The sequence below is a fragment of the Janthinobacterium sp. BCJ23 genome, assembly GCF_059617945.1.
In genome coordinates, this window is the sequence record NZ_JCAQAW010000002.1 from 216,202 (window position 1) to 233,531 (window position 17,330).

The following is a 17,330-nucleotide window of genomic DNA, read 5'->3' on the forward strand; positions in this document are numbered from 1 at the left end:
GCGCCACCAGGAGCCGCCATGCAGGATCAGCTGTTCTTCGAAGGCTTGCGCGCGCTGGCCGAAGCCGCCTTCCCCAAGCATTGCGCCTGTTGCGGGCGCGAATTCGCCACGGCGGACGATTTCATTTTGCAGACGCAATCGATGCGCCAGAATGTCTCGGGGCTGAAACAAAGCTTCGACGACAACAACGTGGCCATCGTCGAGGTCTACCGCAACTGCCTGTGCGGCTCGACCCTGATGGATTTCTTTTCAGACCGGCGCGACACCTCCGAGGCATCGCTGCAGCGGCGCCAGCTGTTTGAACGCCTGTTGCCGCCGCTGATGGAAAAAGGCATGGAACGGGCCGCCGCGCGCGAGTATCTGCTGCACATCGTGCGCGGCCAGCTGCCGTGACGGGGCGGCTGGCCGCTGGCCGCTGGTATTACCAGTAGCCCAGCACCTTCCACCACGTCGTGCCGACGACGGCAAAGATCAGCAATTCGATCACGCACATGATGAAGCCAACTTTCCACCAGTTGCCCATCGTCACGAAGCCGCTGCCGAAGATGATGGGCGAAGTGCCCGTCGCGTAGTGGGTCAGGGTCATCATGATGGCCGAGCCGGCCGTCATCATCAGCATGAACGGCACGTGGTATTCGGCCGGGATCAGGTGCAGGCCCACCGTCAGGAAGGCCAGCAGCATGGCGCTGATGTGGGCCGTCGTGCTGGCGAAGAAGTAGTGCGAGAAGACAAACACCAGCACGAGCACGCCGGCGATCGGCAGCCAGTCCATGCCGCTGGCAACGATGGCCGCCTTCATGCCGGCCGAGAACCAGGCGATCACGCCCGTCTTGTTCAGCTGCTCGGCCATCATGACGAGCGCGCCGAACCACACCAAAGTGTCCCAGGCGCTCTTTTCCGACAGCACGTCGTCCCAGTCGATGGTGCCGGTAATGATCAGCACGAACAAGCCGACAAAGGCGACCACCGTCGCATCGAGCGAAAACGCGGGGCCGAACAGCATGGCCGGCACGTTGGCCCACAGCAGCAGCAACAGGGCGAAGGTGCCCAGCATGACTTTTTCCGACGGCGACAGCGGGCCCATGCCTTTCAGTTCGGCCTTGGCATAGGTGACGGCGTCGGGCGTGGCTTTGAGTTCCGGCGGCGACAGCCAGTAGATAATCAGCGGCATCACCAGCAGACAGACCAGGCCCGGCAGCAGCATGCACAGGGCCCAGGTGGTCCACGTCAGGTGGAAACTCTGGCCGCTGGCCTTGGCCACGAAGTCGACCACGAGCGGGTTGGGCGCCGTGGCCGTGAGGAACATGGCCGAGGTGATCGGGTTGGCGTGGTAGTTGACGAGGGCCAAGTAGGTGCCGACCTTCTTTTCCGTGCCCTTGGCCGGGTCCGAATCGAAGGCGTTGGCGATCGATTTCATGACGGGGTGGACGATGCCGCCGCCGCGCGCCGTGTTACTCGGCGTAAAGGGCGCCAGCACCAGTTCGCAGATAGCCAGGCCGTAGCCGATGCCCATGGTGCGCTTGCCCAGCAGGGAGATGAACAGCAGGCCGATGCGGCTGCCCAGCCCCGTCTTTTTCAGGCCGCGCGAAATCAGGATCGCCACGACGATCAGCCAGATCAAGGGATTCGAAAAACTGCTGAGCGCATCCGTGATGGCGCCCTTGGACGAGGTCGACGTCACTTGCGACAGCGAAACGATGACGATGGCCATCATGGCCATCACGCCGATCGGCATGACTTTCAGGATGATCGCCAGAATCGTGGTGAGGAAAATCGCTACCAGGCCCCAGGCCTTGGGCGTCAAGCCATCGGGTGCCGGCAGCAATAGCATGCTCACCAGCAAGGCCGTGCAGATCAGGGCGGGGACGAGGCGGAATGGGACGGCTTCCTTGAAATGCAGGAACAGGTCGCGCACTGTTTTATACATCATGATTTCCTTTGCTGGACAGGCATCCTGGCGGGCGGTCGCCCGCGTGGATTGGTGATAATTCTTTTTAGCAACATCATACAAGCTCATGCGCCACTACCCTGCTCCGTTACGCCTGCGCGTGCCAGGAAATTCCCGAATCGTTGACTTGAGCGGTATCAGAGTGCCGGTAAATATTGTTGAGCAGTGACAATGGGTGACTTTTTTGTCAATTTTTCTCTGTATCTTTCCCGTAGCTGCCGCCAGATATGCCACCAGGATTGCCAACCTTTCAGGGGAAAACTTGATGAATAGCACGGAACAGTACTCGATACACCCATCGATCGGCGTTGCCCGCGTGGGCAACAGCCATGATTCGTTTTATCTGGCGCCGGAAACGATCGGCGGGCTGCCGATCGAAGTCGACAGCAACAACGATCCGCAGCTTGTCGATGGCAAGCCGGTCCGCGTTACCCAATTCAAGGATGCGGCCGGCCGCGTGCGGCGCCAGGCAGCCGGCTTCCGCATCTACAAGTCTGTGGCGGGACGTCCCGGCGAAAAAGTCCTCGTCGACCTGCAAGACCCGAACATTGCCAAGATCGAGTGGACGGTGCACGTGGCAAACAAGAAGGCAGCGTGGTGGAACTTCATTCCCCTGCTGGGCGACCTGATGTTTGGCCCATACAACAGCTATGAAACCTGGGAAAAGACGCCGCCCGCCTGGAATCTGACGCCCACGTCCTGGACCAATCTGCGCAATGACACCGTCAAGGGAGATGAGGCACGGCAAAAACTGATCGTCGATCCGGGACCGCGCACACTCGATGCGCCGCTGGGCAAGGCCCATTTCGACAAGGATGGCGCCGGTTCCTATGCGCACGTGTCCTTCCCCGATCCGCACGCCATCACGCAAGGCTATCCGGTGCGCACGCTCGGTGAAATGCGCACGGATTCACGCGGCAACCTGCTGGTGATCGGCGCCTATGGCCGCGCGGGCGGCTCCGAAAGCATCACGGGCTTTGGCGGCGGCGATACGTGGAATGACGACGTGGGCGATGGCCCCGTCAGCGCGACCATCCATTTCACGGATGGCAGCCCGTCCGTGGAACTGAAAGCGTGGGTCGTCATCGGCTCACCGAAGTTCGCGCCCGAGCTGGTGAATATTTCCACCTGGGATGACGTCGTGGCCGACATGGCCATCAAATACAAGAACGCGCTGCCCGAGGCCTACGACACGGCCCGCTGGAGCGGCAGCGATGGCTGGAATCCCGACTATGTCGTCAATTACGGGCAGGACATTCAGCCCTTCCTTGCCAGGATAGGCGATTACCAGTGGGTGGCGACGGTGCCGTCGATGACGGCCTTCATCCGCCCTAACTTCGACGTGGCCGATGCGTCGGAAGCGAACCGGCCGCAGCGCGAAAAATTCTTCAGCTATTTCAGGAAGCCATCGGCCATCCGGCCCGGCACGGAGGAGCAGGCGCCCGGATTCACCGGTGGCCAGGGCGGACAATTGTTCAGCGAAGCCACCACGGAGAACCCCGCCGCCGGCATTCCTCTCGTGCCCTTGAATTCAGGCAGCAATTCCGTGCGCAACAACGTCATCAGCAAGTTTTCCGTACTGACGGATACGCAATACTTTGCCCTGCAGCAATGGGCGGCCGGCAAATTCGCCCCTGACGCGCCGGGCCTGGCCTTGCCCGGCATCGACCCGCTCGATCAGGCGGCCATCGGCAATTGCGTGGGCGAACCCATGTGCCCCGGCATCGAAGTGACGTGGAGCGTACGCAATCCCGTCATCTATGCGAAACCGTACGCCATCCTGCACCGCGTGGATGCCGACTACGCAAAAAACGGCCTGTCGGCGGGCCGCGACGAGTGCGAACCGCTGGACTGGAACGATCCGACCGTCGGCACCGGCTGCGAACCGGGCGACCTGACCAAGCGCATGGCCATCCCGTGGCAGGCCGACTTCTATGACTGTTCCGTGCAGATGATCAACTTCGACAATCCGGACCTCGTCAAGAATCCCGACACGCTCATCCCCGTGCCGCCCACCTATTACGCCTACTGGTGGCCGCCGCAAAGCCCGTGGAACGTGATCAATGGCGCCACCACCAAGGAAGAACAGGCGCTCGCCGGCGTGCCGGCCGGCATGCAGGTGATGTACAGCCGCGGCATGAACAGTTTTTCGCAAATGATCAGCTCATGGCACTACCTCGGTTTCATCGTGAACCAGAACCAGGATGCCGAGTCGGGCCGCCAGTACCCGTACTTTGTCGAAAAGGAGCGCAATCACGCCAAGTTCGTGGCCGCCAGCGTCGGGGTCGGCAATGCCAGCAGCTTCATCACGGGCGACGATTCGAACTACCTGCCCGCCTGGTTCCTCAAGGACGAGGAACCGCAGACGGCGCCCGAGAAGGCATCGCAGCTGTTTGCCACCGGCGGCGCGCAAGTAGCCGTGCATGACACGCCGAAGAAAATCCAGCCTGCCAACCGGCGCCGGTTTTCCCATTGAGTGTCACGCCAAGCACGTCGTCATCGCGCGGCTACGACGTCGTCATTGTCGGCGGCGGTGCCGCCGGCACTGCCGCCGCCCTGACCCTGGCCCGCTACACGGGCTTGCGCATCGCCTTGCTGGAAAAGCAGCTGTTCGACGATTACCGGGCCGGCGAAACGGTATCGTCGTCCATCTTCTCGATGCTGGACTTCCTGGGCGTCGGCCGCGACCTGCTGGACGGCGCCCAGCTGCCCGCGTTTTCCCATGCGGCCGCGTGGGGCAGCGCGGAGCTGATGTCGCGCGAAGCCGTCTTCAGCAGCCACGGCCACGGCTTGCACCTGGACCGCCGGCAATATGACGCCATCCTGCTCGAACAGGCGCGCCTGGCAGGCGTGGCGTTGCTGCGCCCGGCGCAACTGGTACAGCTCGAACACGGCGACCCGTGGCGTCTGCGCGTGGCGAGCGAGGGGCAGGAAACGGACCTGACGGCCCGCTACCTGATCGATTGCAGCGGCAAGCAGGCGGCCATCGTGCGCCAGCGCAAGCGTCCGATCCACACGGAAGACTCGCTGGTGGCGCTGTACGCCTATTATCAGCTGGACGAGCCGCAATTCCTGCCGCACCGCACCCTGGTGGAAACGACGGAACATGGCTGGTATTACGCCGCGCCCCTGCCGGGCGAGCGCGTGGCGCTGGCCTTCATCACGGATGCCGACATCCTCAAGCGCCTGCGGCTGAAGGAAGCGGCGCCCTGGCGCGAGGCCGGCATGGGCACGCGCCATGTGGGCGACATCCTCGCGCGCCTGCCCCCGCCGAGCGCCCTGCGCCATTACGCCATCCACAGCCGGGTGGCGTCGCTGCCGGCCGATGAAAACTGGACGGCGGCGGGCGACGCGGCCGCCTGCTTCGACCCGATCTCGTCGCTGGGCATCGGCCAGGCCATGGCCTCGGGCATCCATGCGGCGCGGGTGGCGGAAGCTTATCTGGCCGGCGAGCGGGGCATGGCGGCCGGCTACCGGCGCAGCGTCTTCGCCGCGTTTGAAACCTATCTGCAGATGCGGCGCGGCTTCTACGGCGCCGAGCAGCGCTGGCGCGATGCGCCCTTCTGGCAGCGCCGGGCCGCGTCTTGACGCGTCCGGCAAAAAAACTGAGCCAGGTCAAGAGAGCGCATGTCCACGGCCCGTTTCCGGGCCAATTCCAGCCCCGCCTTGCCATTCGCACTATAATGTTGGCACCGTGTGCGGCAGCATTGGCGGCGATAGACGGTAACAATTTCGTGTGGAGGCCGGTACAATAGCGTCTGGGCCTACACAGGGTTTCACTTTTGCCAGCAGTTGCCAGCAACTAACCATTTTTTTGACCAGCCAACAAATACTATGAGTTCGATGAATGAAGAGCGCGTTTTAAGCGTGCACCACTGGACGGATACCCTGTTCTCCTTTACCACCACGCGCGACCCGTCGCTGCGTTTCTCGAATGGCCATTTCACCATGATCGGCCTGCGCGTCGACGGCAAGCCATTGCTGCGCGCCTACAGTATCGCCAGCGCCAATTACGAAGACCATCTGGAATTTTTCAGCATCAAGGTGCCGGGCGGCCCATTGACGTCGCGTTTGCAGCATTTGCAAGTGGGCGACACCGTCATCGTCGGCCGCAAGCCGACGGGTACCCTGGTCTCCGATTACCTGCTGCCAGGCAAGCGCCTGTACATGCTGTCGACGGGCACGGGCCTGGCGCCTTTCCTCAGCATCGTGCGCGATCCGGACATCTACGAGCGTTTTGACCAGCTGATCCTCGTGCACGGCGTGCGCCAGGTCGATGAACTGGCTTACCACGACTTGCTGGAAGAGCATTTGCCGAAGCATGAGTTCCTCGGCGAAATGGTCAGCGACAAGCTGCGCTACTACCCGACCGTGACGCGCGAAGACTTCCGCAACATGGGCCGCATCACGGAACTGATCGAGAACGGCAAGCTGGCCGAAGACCTGGGCGTGCCGGCATTGAACCCGGCCGAAGACCGCGTGATGATCTGCGGCAGCTCGGACATGCTGCGCGACCTGAAGGAAATGCTGGAAGCGCGTGGCTTCAAGGAAGGCAATACCTCGACGCCTGGCGACTTCGTTGTCGAGCGCGCGTTCGCCGAGAAGTAATCGACAGCAAACTCGCAGCAAATACAGGGGCCCGGCCCCGCCGCTTCCCGCGGCGGCGCCGGGCCTTTTCATTGCAACTTGTGCCATCAACTTGTGCCATCATTTCCTGCGCGCTCCTGACAGAAATTGTCAGTACTTTTTATTATGATTTCGGCACCCGCTGGCTAGCAAGCCAGTACTATTGATATCTCCATCTGCGACAGGACTTTTCATGACACGTGCCATCACCATTCTGACCGAGAACTTTGCCGATTGGGAAACCGCCCTGCTCAATTCCACGGCGCGGCTCTACTACGGCTTTTACACGCAGTTCGCCACGCCCAGCGGCTTGCCCGTCACCTCGTCCGGCGGCATGCTGGTCACGCCGCAACTGGCGCTCGAAGAGATCGTGCTCGACGAACTCGACTTGCTGATGGTGTGTGGCGGCAGCTTCTGGCAAAGCGGCAAGGCGCCCGACCTGGGTCCGCTGCTGCGCGCGGCCCGCGACAAGGGCGTGGTGCTGGCCGGCATTTGCGACGGCACGCGCGTGCTGGCGCAGGCTGGCGTGCTCGACACCGTGCGCCATACCTCGAATTCGGCCGAGAACCTGATGGATACGGACTATGCGGGCGCGGCCCTGTACCAGGACGTGCCGTGGGCCGTGGCCGACCAGCGCGTCATCACGGCACCGGGCACGGCGCCTGTCACCTTCACCAGGGAAGTCTTGCGCGCCCTCGGCATCGCTGATGACAACCTGGCCGCTTACCTGGCCATGCACGGGGCCGAGCACGGCCAGGCAGCCCGCTAATTGGCACCCAGCACGCGTAGGCGCGCCACGGCGTGCGCATTGCCCGGGTCCAGTTCCAGCGAACGGCGGTAATGCGTGACGGCCAGGGCCTTGGCGCCGTCCGCCTCGTACGCTTCGGCCAGGCTGTCGTGGCCATTCGCCCCTTGCGGGTACAGTTGCACACCCAGCTGGAAGACGGCCACGGCCTGTTTCGGCTGCTGCCGCCCCAGCAGGCGGTAGCCCCAGGCATTCAAGTCGTCTTCCGTGGGTTCTGGCAAGCCGTGCTGGCGCAGGATGGCAGCCAGTTTCTTGTCCAGCCCGTCGAAACCGGCGCTCGCCGCCTGCTTGCGCAGCAAGTGCGCGGCATACGCGCCGCCGCGCTGCTGGCGCAGGGCGGGAAGATAGAAGCCGGCGACGGTATCGATCAGCTGTTCCGGCTGGCCGCCAGCCAGGTTGCTGAGGATAATGACGGCCAGACCATCGTTCGGATACACATAAAAGGCCGAGCGGCCACCGCCGATGCCGGCCACGGCGCGGTGGCCATCGCGGCCGATGGTGGGCCAGCCCAGCGCCCACGGCGCCGGTTTGCCGTCATTCAAGCTGGTCGGCTGCCACAGCCGTTCCACACCGGCGGGCGCCAGCAAGCGCCCCGACTGCAGCGCGATGAGCCAGTTGGCCAGTTCGCCCGCATTGCTGTTGATGCCGGCCCCGGCGCGCATGAACACGGGAAAGTCTTCGATCACGTTGCGGTAGCCCTTGCCGCCCCGGTCCAGCACGTAGGAACTGGCCTTGTTGGCGACCACATCCTTCGCGTCGCCAAAGCCGCTGTGCCGCATGCCGGCCACGTCGAACTGCCGGCGCTGGATAAAAGTAGTAAAGGGCTGGCCGCCTAACCGCTCGACCAATTGCGCCAGCAACACATAATTGGTCTGGTTGTAGCGGTAGCGCTGGCCTGGTGGAGCTTCCACGGGCAGCGCCTGCACGGCTGTCCACGCCGCATCGGCGTCGTCCGGCAGCGGACCCACCAGCTTGCTGCTGCGCTGGTCCAGCACGTCGGGCAAGCCCGAGGTATGGTTGAGCAATTGCGTCACCGTCACGGCTCGCCAGGCGACAGGCAAGTCCGTCAGGTACTGGCCAACCGGTGCGGCCAGGTCGACCTTGCCCTCTTGCACCAGCTGCATCACGGCCACGCCCGCAAATGCTTTCGTTGCCGAGTTGATGGAAAACAGGCTCGTGTCCGTCACGGGCACCTGGTATTGCAGGCTGGCCAGGCCAAAGTTGCGCTTCAACACAACCTTGCCATGCTGTATCACGGCCAGTTGCAGCCCTGGAATCTGGCGCTCCTGCATTTCGCTGCGCACGAAGGCGGCAATATCGTGTTCGGCACGCGATGCCTGCGCATGGCTGGCGGGAACGGCGGCAAGCGCCATGACGAGCAGGACGGACGGCAGGCATGGCTTCACGATGCGGCTTTCGGCAAGAGAAAACGGAACCGCAGCATCCCATACCTATTTGTCAACGTCAACGATAATCTTGCCAGTCAGAAAGTTACTCGTCCAGCCACACATCCTCGTACCCTTCCCGGTCGAGAATGAACTTGGCACCGCTGGGCAAGGCCAGGTAATCGACCACCTGCGGCAGCATCTCGTGCAGGTGTTCCGCATGCAGGGGCTGGTAAAAGCCGCTGGCGTCGTCGTGTTCACCGCAATGGATAAACCAGCTGATCGTGCCGTTTTCCGGTAGCTCGATGCGCGTGCCGTAGATGGGCGATTGGTCCAGGCTGCCGATGGCCAGGGCCACCATGGGTTCGGGCGCCTGCGCCGGCAAGCCGAATTTGTCGCAGATACGCAGCTGTTTTTCGCTGATCAGTTCAGTCAGGTTCTTCATCATCTTGTTCTCAGGATCCGATGTAGCGGTAATGGAGGCGCAGCGCGCCATCGTGGCCGGACATTTCCAGGTGCAGGATCGCTTCGCCAGGCTTGCCATCGGCCAGCAGCAGGCACTCCAGGCCCAGCGGTCCCGCCTCGGTGGCATACACGTCGACGGCGGGACGGCCGCCCTTGCCCGGTACGAAAGCTTGCGCCAGCGGCGCCAGGGACAGCGCCTGGTCCGCCGCAAAATAGCTGTCGAGCATTTCGATGATCTCGTCGGCCACGGCCGGCGACAGGCCCCAGTCGCGTTGCAGCGCAACAGGATCGCGCCCGTCGAGCGTCTGCACGAAGGCCGCGGCCTGCGCATATGCCAGCTGACGCAGGCTGTCGGTAACTGCCATTTCCATCATGTGGCTCCTGCCCTGTCCATTCAACAGGCGCCATTATAGTGCGTGGCCGCGCGCCTAGGCTATCCGTTTGCCATCCATAATCAGACCGCTTGCCGTTCATTTAAAACGCCATCCTTATTATTTATCGCACTGCAATAATATAAATGGACCGCGTGATATTTGGTGAGTATTCCCAAAAGATAATCGCGAATACGATTGATTTTCAATTGACGCTTATTTATTCCGGCGCTAATATCGAATAGCCATAGACCATGGCATACAGTGCAAGCAGTACTTAACCATCACAAGAGGATAGTACAATGCAAAATCAAACCAAGTTGTTCGCATTCAAACTGGCTGAAAAACAGGTACAGAAACAGGCGGCGCCCGCAACTGCCTGGAAAGTGCGCGACGGCGTCGCCGTGGCTGGCTGCACCGCCGTCGGCACCCATGATCAATATCGCGACTCTTCGCGTCTCAGGCCGAACGACAGCGGCCAGTATTGCTGATCTTCGCAGCACCCTGGAACCTCGCCCTTGGCGGGGTTTTATTCCAATCCCGACTTGATGAATTGGCGCCAATTGCGGCGCAGTATATTTCTGCGCGCGGCATTCATAATAAATACCAACATTAACTGATTCTTTATCGACGAAGAATTTTAAAATCCGGCATTTAAAAACCGGCGCCACTGGATACTCAATAAGCGGCACTTAACCACGACAAGAGGATGACAATGCAAAAACAGAATCAAACCAAGCTGTTTGCTTTCAAACTGGCGGAGAAAGAAGCAGACAAGGAAGTCAAGCAACCATGGCAGGTGCGCGATGGCGTAGCCGTGGCCGGCTGCACGTATTACGGCGATCCGGAAGATTACAATCTGCGCGACAGTTCGCGTTTTTCCCCAAACGATACGGGCGTGTATTGCTGATACCCTAGCCAACTGAAGGCCTTGCCACGGCAAGGCCTTTTACTTTCCTTCCCCGCAGGCCCCTGAATGCATAAAAAGGTATTGATTATCAGCCATAGCGGCGATCTGCACGCCGACCTGGTCGAAGCCATCCTCGCCGAGCGCGGCCATACCCCCTTCCGTATCGATCTCGACGCCTTTCCCCGCGATTACCAGCTGTGCCAGCGCCTGCTGGACGGCCGCGCCAGCGCGCGCCTGCGCCGCTTGCCCGATGGCGACTGGATAGATTTGCAGCAAGTGGGCGCCGTCTGGCTGCGCAAACCGGCCGACTATGCCTACGTCAGCGCCGACCTGACCCCGCAGGAACGCGCTTATGCCCAGCTGGAAACGGAGCAAGCGATCTTCAGCGTGCTGTACAGTCTCGATTGCTACTGGCTCAGCCATCCGCTGGCCCTGCGCGGCGCCCAATGGAAAGGCGAACAGCTGGCGCGGGCCGCGCGCATGGGTTTTCGCGTGCCCGCCACCGTAATCACCAACGTGCCCGACGACGTGCGCGCTTTCCGCGCCATCGTCGGCGGCCCCATCATTTTCAAGAGCATGTCCACGCCCAGCCTGGCAGCCGAAGCCGTCGAAGACGTGGACAGGGTCAGCGCCGGCATCGGCACCACCATCGTAGACGACGCCATGCTTGACAGCCTGGACGCCGTCAGCGAACTGAGTTGCCAGTTCCAGGAATATATCGTCAAGCAATATGAATTGCGGGTCACCGTAATCGGCCAGCAACTGTTTGCCGCGCGCCTGTATTCGCAGGACGATGTGCGCACGGCCATCGATTCGCGCGACATGTCGGCCCCCATCCGCTATGAAGCCGCGACCTTGCCCGATGACATACGGCAACGCTGCCTCGCTTTCGTGCACAGCTATGGCCTCGAGTATGGCGCGCTGGACCTCATCGTCACGCCCGAAGGCGAATATGTTTTCCTAGAAAACAATCCTGTCGGTCAATTTTTGTATGTACAACAACTGGTGCCCGCCTTGCCCCTGCTGGAAAGCGTGGCCACTACCCTGATCGAAGGAGCCTTATGCCGCAGCCCGACCTGAGCCAGATCCCCGTCCAGCTGCGCGAACTGGAACTGGCGCGCGACAGCCGCGCCATCGTCCTGGCCGCCTCGCACCTGGACATGGAACTGCTGCCCGCCCTATATGAACTGTGCCAGGGCATCGGGCCCGTGGCGCGCCTCGACGTGGTGCTGCACGGCCGCGGCGGCATCGTCAACGCGGCGCGGCGCATCGCCCTTCTGCTGCGCCAGCATGCGCGCCACCTGAGCTTTATCGTGCCCTTCCACTGCCAGTCGGCCGCCACCCTGCTGGCCTTGGGCGCCGATGACATCATCGCCGGCGACCTGGCCCTGTTCTCGCCCATCGACCCGCAGCTCGACGGCGCCGACGGTGGCTCCATGTCCAGCCTGGACATCAAGGTGTTTGGCGACATGGCGCAGCAGTGGTTCGGCGTCGATGCGGCCGAGGCGCGCCAGCAATCACTGTCCTTGCTGTGCGGCAGCATCTTCCCCCCTTCCCTGACGGCCTTTTACCGTACCACCCTGGAGCTGGCACAGATCGGCGAGGAATTGCTGGCCTGGCAATTGCCCGATGCCACGCCAGAAGCGCGGCGCGCCATCGTCGCGCAACTGGTGACCGGGTACCACTCGCATAACTATGCGTTGACGCGCGAAGAGCTGGCCCAGTTGGGCTTGAACATGACGCGCGATGCCCATGCCGAACGGCTGGGCTGGGCCATCTCGACACAGTTGCAATCGAGCATAGGCGGCGCCCTGCGCAGCGCGCCAGACGAACCGTGGAACGATGCCCTGCTGGCGTCGCGCGACGGCGTGCAGCTGCGGCGCCAGCGTCCGGGCGGCTTTGCGCCGCTGTGGAGCACGCAATGCTGACAGCACTCCCCTTTTTGTCCGATATCGCACGCTATGTCATCGCCTTGCTGTTGCTGGCGGCCAGCGTGGGCAAGCTGCGCAGCTACAGGGAATTTCGCGGCAACCTGGCCACCTCGTTCGGCGTGCCGCCCGCCGCCGCCCAATTCGCTGCGCCAGCCCTGGTGGCGGCGGAACTGCTGCTGGCCGGCTGGCTGCTGGCGGGCGGCACGCAGCTGCCGATGCTGCTGTCGCTCGTGCTGCTGAGTACCCTCACGGCCGTCCTGGCCTGGCGCTACTTCACGCACAGCGTGGTGCGCTGCAGCTGCTTTGGCGAAGCGGCGCGGCCCGTCTCGCAATACGACCTGCTGCGCAACGTGCTGGCGGTCGGCATCAACGGCGCCTATTTCGCATCCGAGCAGACGGCATCCCTGCCCGTCGCCACCTCGGTCCTGGCCGCCGGACTGGCGGCCATCGTCTGCGTGGCCGTGATTTCCCTGCACGACATCGCCACGTTGGCAAGGGCCGGCTGATGGATGATACGACCTTGCAACTTGTGCTGGCAGCGCTGGCCTTTGCCCTCGCCGGCAATATCTGGCTGACCCTGGCCGTGCTGCGCGCCAGCCGCCGCGAACGCATCGCGCCTGCGGCGCTGGTGCCGGGCGAGCCCCTGCCGGCAGTGCAAGCCCGTCCCCTGGCTGGCGGCGCGCGTTTCCAGCCGGGTGCCGCGGGCCAGGCGGCCGTGCTGCTGTTTTTGGCCAGCCGTTGTCCGAAATGCGCGGAAAAGCTGGCTGGTATCGAACAGCTGCTGCCGCTGGCGCGGGACGCCGGCCTGGCCCTGTGGCTGATCAGTGAAGAACCGGCCCGCCGGCTGCGCGCCTTTTTGCCCAGTAGCATCTTGCGGGAAGCCACGGCGCGGCTGACGCTACGCGACTACCGGCGCGTGAACCCGCTGATGAGTTCGCCTTCCTATGTGTTCGTCAATCACGAGGGCACGGTGGAAGCGGCCGGCCTGATCGGCGATGAAGACTGGCTGGCCCTGGCCGAACAATTGAACGCCGAACCGTCGCAGGAGCGCGCCGCATGAACCATGTAAACATCGGCCCCCATCTGGAACGCCTGCGCCTGCTGTACCCGGTGCGCTGGCGCATCGCCGCCGGCCTGCTGTGCATGGCCCTCACCGTGGGTGCGCAGCTGGCCTTTCCGCAAGCCATCGCGTATTTCATCGATAACGTGGCGGAACTGACGCGGCGCGGCGTTACGCCGGGCATGGTGGCCGCCATGCTGGCCTTCAGCCTGCTGTATGCGCTGGCCTCGGCCGCCCGCTTCTATCTGCTGCAATCGGGCGGCCACATGATCGTCATGGGCGTGCGCCGGCGCTTGTTCGACGTGGTAATCAACCAGCCCATCGCCTTTTTCGACAAGCACCATGGCGGCGAGCTGAACAGCCGACTCACGTCCGACGTGTCGGCCCTGCATGAAAGCCTGACGATCGGCGCGGCCAATGCCTTGCGCTCGCTGTGCGTGTTTTTGGGCGGCATCGCCATGCTGCTGCATCTGTCGCCCATGCTGAGCTTGCCGCTGGCCCTGTTCATTCCCATCAGCCTGTATCTGGGCAAGTTATCAGGCAGTAATTACCGGCAGCGCGCGCGGGCCATTTCCGCCACCCTGGCCGCCAGCGGCAAGGTGGCGCAGGAATACTTTGCCCATGCGCGCCTGGTGCAGGCGTTCAACCAGCAAGGCGGCGCCATGGCGCGCTACGCGCAAGCGATGCGCGAACTGCTGGGCGTGTCATTGGCCGGCACGCGGCTGCTGGCCGTGTTCCAGGGCGCGCAGGGCTTGCTCGCCTTCGTTGCCCTGCTGACCACCTTGTGCTTCGGCGCCCACCTGATCGGCCAGGGCCGCTTGAGCGTGGGCGAGCTGACGGCCTTTGTCATCTATGCCAGCATGGTGACGGACACGGCCGGCTCCATCAGCGAATTCTGGAACACGTGGATGCGCACGATGGGCTCGACCGACCGCATCTTCGAGATCCTGCGCAGCCACCGCGCCGTGCCCGAGGCTGCGCCGCAGCCGCCGCTGGCCGGCCAAATCGCGCTGCGCGACGTACGTTTTTCGTATCCCGAGCGCACGCAGGTGACGGCCCTCGACGGCGTCAGCCTGTTCATTCGCGCGGGCGAGAAAATCGCCCTCGTCGGCGCTTCGGGCGCGGGCAAGTCCACCATCGCCAGCCTGGTGCTGGGCCACTATCAGATAGACGCGGGCAGCCTGCAGTTCGACGGCATCGATGCGCACGTGCTGGGCGTGACGCAGCTGCGGCGCCAGATGGCCGTGGTGGAACAGGAGCCGGCCCTGTTTTCCGGCAGCATCGCCGACAATATCGCCTTTGCCGTGCCGGACCGGGTCGTGGCGCGCGAAGCGATGGTGGCGGCGGCGCGCCTGGCGCATGCCCACGAATTCATTGCGGCCTTTCCGGACGGCTACGAGACCCTGGTGGGCGAACGGGGCGTGCAATTGTCCGGCGGACAGAAGCAGCGCATCGCGATTGCCCGCGCCATCCTGCGCGCGCCGAAAATCCTCATCCTGGACGAAGCGACGAGCGCGCTCGACGCCGCCAGCGAACAGCAGGTGCAGCTCGCGCTCGATACCTTGATGCAAGGGCGCACCACGATCATCATCGCCCACCGCTTTTCCACGATTGTGAAAGCGGACCGCATCATCGTCATGGACAAAGGCCGGATTTGCCAGCAAGGCACGCACGCCGAGCTGCTGCGCGCGGGCGGCCAGTATGCGCGGCTGATGCAACAGCAGCTGTCGCAATTCCAGCAGTTGCATGACAGTGCGGCAACCCTGTAAAGTGGGCTGCATGAAAAAAACCTACCATGGCAGTTGCCACTGCGGCGCCGTGCGCTTCGCGGCCGAGATCGACCTGGCGGCCCCCAGCCTGCGCTGCAACTGTTCCTACTGCCTGAAAATCCGCTGCTGGGCCAGCCTGGTCCCGCCCGCGGATTTTCGCCTGCTGGCCGGTGAAGGCGAGCTGAGCGAATACCGTTTCGGCGCTCGCCGCGAGCGCCATTATTTTTGCCGCCATTGCGGCGTGCGCCCGTTTGGCCGCGGCGATTCGCCCCGCAGCGGCCCGTTCGTCGGCATCGGCGTCAACTGCCTCGATCACGCATCGGCGGCCGAGCTGGCGCAAGTGCCCGTCACCTTTGTCGATGGCCGGCATGACGAGTGGAATAGGCCGCCGCAGGAAACGCGGCATCTGTAGTAGCAATCTAGAAATGGTTGTCATCCACCACGGAGTTTTCCTACGTGGCGACAAGTCGTGTCCCTATGGCTAAGCCCGACGCAGGCAGCGAGAATGGTCTCAACGGTGCAGCCAATGTTGAACCGGATGATTACGCAAACCAACCATAGGGGACATGACCATGACTTCGAACAGCAACGACAAATCGGGCGGCCAATCGGACAAACAGCAATCGGGCCAATCGGGCAGCCAGCAGTCGGACAAACAGTCCGGCACCCGCCAATCGTCGGGCGGCACCCAGGGCGGCACGCACGAGCAGCACGTCGAGGCAGGCCGCCAAAGCCACAAGAATGACGGCGACAAGCAATCGGGCTCGCAGCAATCGGGCCAACAGTCGGGCCAGCAATCGGGTTCCGGCACCGGCACGCGCGGCGGCACGCATGAGCAGCACGTGGAAGCGGGACGTCAAAGCCACAAGAATGACGACAAATCCTGATCCCGGGGACATGGCCAGAGGCGCCTTCTCAACATGAAAGCACTGACGGCCATGCTGTGCGCCGGGCTGGCCATGGGCCTAGCCGCCTGCGGCGCCAGGAATACGGCATCAAACGTGGAGGCTCCGGGCGCACCGGCCGGGGTCTCCACGCGCGTGCTGGACGCGGGCGCCGACGCATTGCAAGCCCGGCCGCCGATTGCGGCGCTGAACGCCTATCTTGACGGTTTTCATTTCTATAATGGCAATCTGCGCGGCCAGATGGAAGCGCATCATTATTGCGCCATCGTCAATGAAGAACTGATCCAATGTGTGATCTACGATGGCAATGTCAAAGATGCCAAGCTGATGGGCGTCGAATACATCGTCAGCGCCAGGCTGTACGAAGGTTTGCCCGCGGCGGAAAAAGCGCTGTGGCACAGCCACGTGCATGAAGTCAAATCAGGCCAGCTGATCGCCCCCGGCATTCCCGCCGTGGCCGAGAAGGCCTTGATGCAAAAACTCGTCGCCACGTATGGCAAGACCTGGCATACGTGGCACACGGATGTACACAAGACCTTGCCCTTGGGCGTGCCGCAACTGATGATGGGATTCACAAACGATGGCCAGGCCGACGCCGCCATGGTTGCCGCGCGCGACCGCCGTTTCCGCATCGATTCGGCCGAAAAACGCCGCCAGCGGGCCGATATCGCCGCGCCCGCCATCATAGACGGGGCCGATGCCTGGCAGCACGGCACGACCATTCAGCTGGCCGACCCGACGGGAACGCAGCACGGTTCCTCATCACTACCGTCACCCTCCACGCACACGGCCGAACCCGCCATTTCGCGTCCGGCCAGATAGCCGGCACGCGAAAGGCCGTTGTCTGTAACCGCATTCTGGGCGATAATGACGGCCATGAACGATACCACCACCTTACCCCCATTGCCCGATCGCCTGTCGATCGACCCTAGCAGCCCTTATCACGTTGCAGCCGTGTTCGAGAACGACGTCGGCATCCGCTTCAACGACAAGGAACGTCTTGACGTGGAAGAATATTGCATCAGCGAACGCTGGATCAAGGTCGCTTCCACCAAGTCGCTCGACCGCCGCGGCCGTCCGCTGCAGATCAAGCTCAAGGGCAAAGTCGAAGCGTTTTACCGTTAAGCAATACTTGTACTGACCATCGAGGCCGAT

Annotated in this window: 20 protein-coding genes; 16 read left to right on the top strand and 4 right to left on the bottom strand. The window is 62.9% G+C overall.

The window, feature by feature from the left end; genetic code table 11:
• Positions 1-18 precede the first annotated feature (18 nt).
• On the top strand, positions 19-393 hold the full coding sequence (locus tag AC54AG_RS06990) for a hypothetical protein (RefSeq protein WP_070302402.1): 375 nt from the start codon (positions 19-21) through the stop codon (positions 391-393).
• Between the two features lie 28 nt (positions 394-421).
• Here AC54AG_RS06990 and AC54AG_RS06995 read toward each other — a convergent pair whose 3' ends face one another.
• Positions 422-1,927, bottom strand: a complete 1,506-nt coding sequence (locus AC54AG_RS06995; RefSeq protein WP_034748161.1) for an anion permease — start codon at positions 1,925-1,927, stop codon at positions 422-424.
• A gap of 286 nt (positions 1,928-2,213) precedes the next feature.
• Between AC54AG_RS06995 and lodA the strand changes: the two genes are divergently transcribed.
• From lodA to AC54AG_RS07015, 4 genes are all read left to right on the top strand, one after another.
• Positions 2,214-4,424 (top strand): CTQ-dependent lysine 6-oxidase LodA, encoded by a 2,211-nt coding sequence (gene lodA, locus AC54AG_RS07000; protein WP_496629862.1) that lies wholly within the window; start codon positions 2,214-2,216, stop codon positions 4,422-4,424.
• Positions 4,421-5,536, top strand: coding sequence for a tryptophan 7-halogenase (locus tag AC54AG_RS07005; protein ID WP_496629863.1), 1,116 nt, complete (start codon positions 4,421-4,423; stop codon positions 5,534-5,536). The genes lodA and AC54AG_RS07005 overlap by 4 nt, the downstream gene beginning before the upstream one ends.
• Before the next feature lie 246 nt (positions 5,537-5,782).
• Complete coding sequence (locus AC54AG_RS07010) at positions 5,783-6,556, top strand: ferredoxin--NADP reductase (protein WP_034748152.1); 774 nt, start codon at positions 5,783-5,785, stop codon at positions 6,554-6,556.
• Positions 6,557-6,767: 211 nt separating this feature from the next.
• On the top strand, positions 6,768-7,343 hold the full coding sequence (locus AC54AG_RS07015; RefSeq protein ID WP_496629864.1) for a type 1 glutamine amidotransferase family protein: 576 nt from the start codon (positions 6,768-6,770) through the stop codon (positions 7,341-7,343).
• Here the strand turns inward: AC54AG_RS07015 and AC54AG_RS07020 are convergent.
• The 3 genes from AC54AG_RS07020 to AC54AG_RS07030 form a co-directional block, all read right to left on the bottom strand.
• A complete protein-coding gene (locus AC54AG_RS07020) occupies positions 7,340-8,785 on the bottom strand; it encodes a serine hydrolase domain-containing protein (protein WP_496629865.1) in 1,446 nt (481 codons plus the stop codon). The genes AC54AG_RS07015 and AC54AG_RS07020 overlap by 4 nt on opposite strands.
• 85 nt (positions 8,786-8,870) lie before the next feature.
• Positions 8,871-9,209: an immunity protein Imm33 domain-containing protein gene (locus AC54AG_RS07025; RefSeq protein ID WP_496629867.1), complete on the bottom strand. Its 339-nt coding sequence runs from the start codon at positions 9,207-9,209 to the stop codon at positions 8,871-8,873.
• Between the two features lie 10 nt (positions 9,210-9,219).
• Complete coding sequence (locus AC54AG_RS07030) at positions 9,220-9,603, bottom strand: hypothetical protein (RefSeq protein ID WP_496629868.1); 384 nt, start codon at positions 9,601-9,603, stop codon at positions 9,220-9,222.
• Positions 9,604-9,902: 299 nt separating this feature from the next.
• Between AC54AG_RS07030 and AC54AG_RS07035 the strand changes: the two genes are divergently transcribed.
• From AC54AG_RS07035 to AC54AG_RS07085, 11 genes are all read left to right on the top strand, one after another.
• Positions 9,903-10,091, top strand: a complete 189-nt coding sequence (locus AC54AG_RS07035) for a hypothetical protein (RefSeq protein WP_034748143.1) — start codon at positions 9,903-9,905, stop codon at positions 10,089-10,091.
• 224 nt (positions 10,092-10,315) lie between these two features.
• The gene (locus AC54AG_RS07040) at positions 10,316-10,510 is read left to right on the top strand and encodes a hypothetical protein (RefSeq protein ID WP_034748139.1); all 195 of its coding nucleotides are present in this window, start codon (positions 10,316-10,318) and stop codon (positions 10,508-10,510) included.
• A 66-nt stretch (positions 10,511-10,576) separates the two neighbouring features.
• Positions 10,577-11,590 carry an ATP-grasp domain-containing protein gene (locus tag AC54AG_RS07045; RefSeq protein ID WP_496629869.1) on the top strand — a complete coding sequence of 338 codons (1,014 nt, stop codon included), beginning with the start codon at positions 10,577-10,579 and terminating at the stop codon, positions 11,588-11,590.
• Positions 11,572-12,438: an SDH family Clp fold serine proteinase gene (locus AC54AG_RS07050; RefSeq protein ID WP_496629871.1), complete on the top strand. Its 867-nt coding sequence runs from the start codon at positions 11,572-11,574 to the stop codon at positions 12,436-12,438. The genes AC54AG_RS07045 and AC54AG_RS07050 overlap by 19 nt, the downstream gene beginning before the upstream one ends.
• Positions 12,432-12,947: a MauE/DoxX family redox-associated membrane protein gene (locus tag AC54AG_RS07055; RefSeq protein ID WP_070302386.1), complete on the top strand. Its 516-nt coding sequence runs from the start codon at positions 12,432-12,434 to the stop codon at positions 12,945-12,947. Before AC54AG_RS07050 ends, AC54AG_RS07055 begins: the two co-directional genes overlap by 7 nt.
• Positions 12,947-13,501 (top strand): hypothetical protein, encoded by a 555-nt coding sequence (locus tag AC54AG_RS07060; RefSeq protein WP_496629872.1) that lies wholly within the window; start codon positions 12,947-12,949, stop codon positions 13,499-13,501. The genes AC54AG_RS07055 and AC54AG_RS07060 overlap by 1 nt, the downstream gene beginning before the upstream one ends.
• Entirely contained in the window at positions 13,498-15,270 is a 1,773-nt protein-coding gene (locus tag AC54AG_RS07065; protein WP_496629873.1) for an ABC transporter ATP-binding protein, read from the top strand. Before AC54AG_RS07060 ends, AC54AG_RS07065 begins: the two co-directional genes overlap by 4 nt.
• Before the next feature lie 10 nt (positions 15,271-15,280).
• Positions 15,281-15,682 carry a GFA family protein gene (locus tag AC54AG_RS07070; RefSeq protein ID WP_456130874.1) on the top strand — a complete coding sequence of 134 codons (402 nt, stop codon included), beginning with the start codon at positions 15,281-15,283 and terminating at the stop codon, positions 15,680-15,682.
• Between the two features lie 160 nt (positions 15,683-15,842).
• Positions 15,843-16,157: a hypothetical protein gene (locus tag AC54AG_RS07075; RefSeq protein WP_051990946.1), complete on the top strand. Its 315-nt coding sequence runs from the start codon at positions 15,843-15,845 to the stop codon at positions 16,155-16,157.
• A gap of 33 nt (positions 16,158-16,190) precedes the next feature.
• Positions 16,191-16,997, top strand: a complete 807-nt coding sequence (locus tag AC54AG_RS07080; RefSeq protein ID WP_083292617.1) for an OBAP family protein — start codon at positions 16,191-16,193, stop codon at positions 16,995-16,997.
• A 54-nt stretch (positions 16,998-17,051) separates the two neighbouring features.
• A complete protein-coding gene (locus AC54AG_RS07085) occupies positions 17,052-17,300 on the top strand; it encodes a DUF3297 family protein (protein WP_010398340.1) in 249 nt (82 codons plus the stop codon).
• Positions 17,301-17,330: the final 30 nt, after the last annotated feature.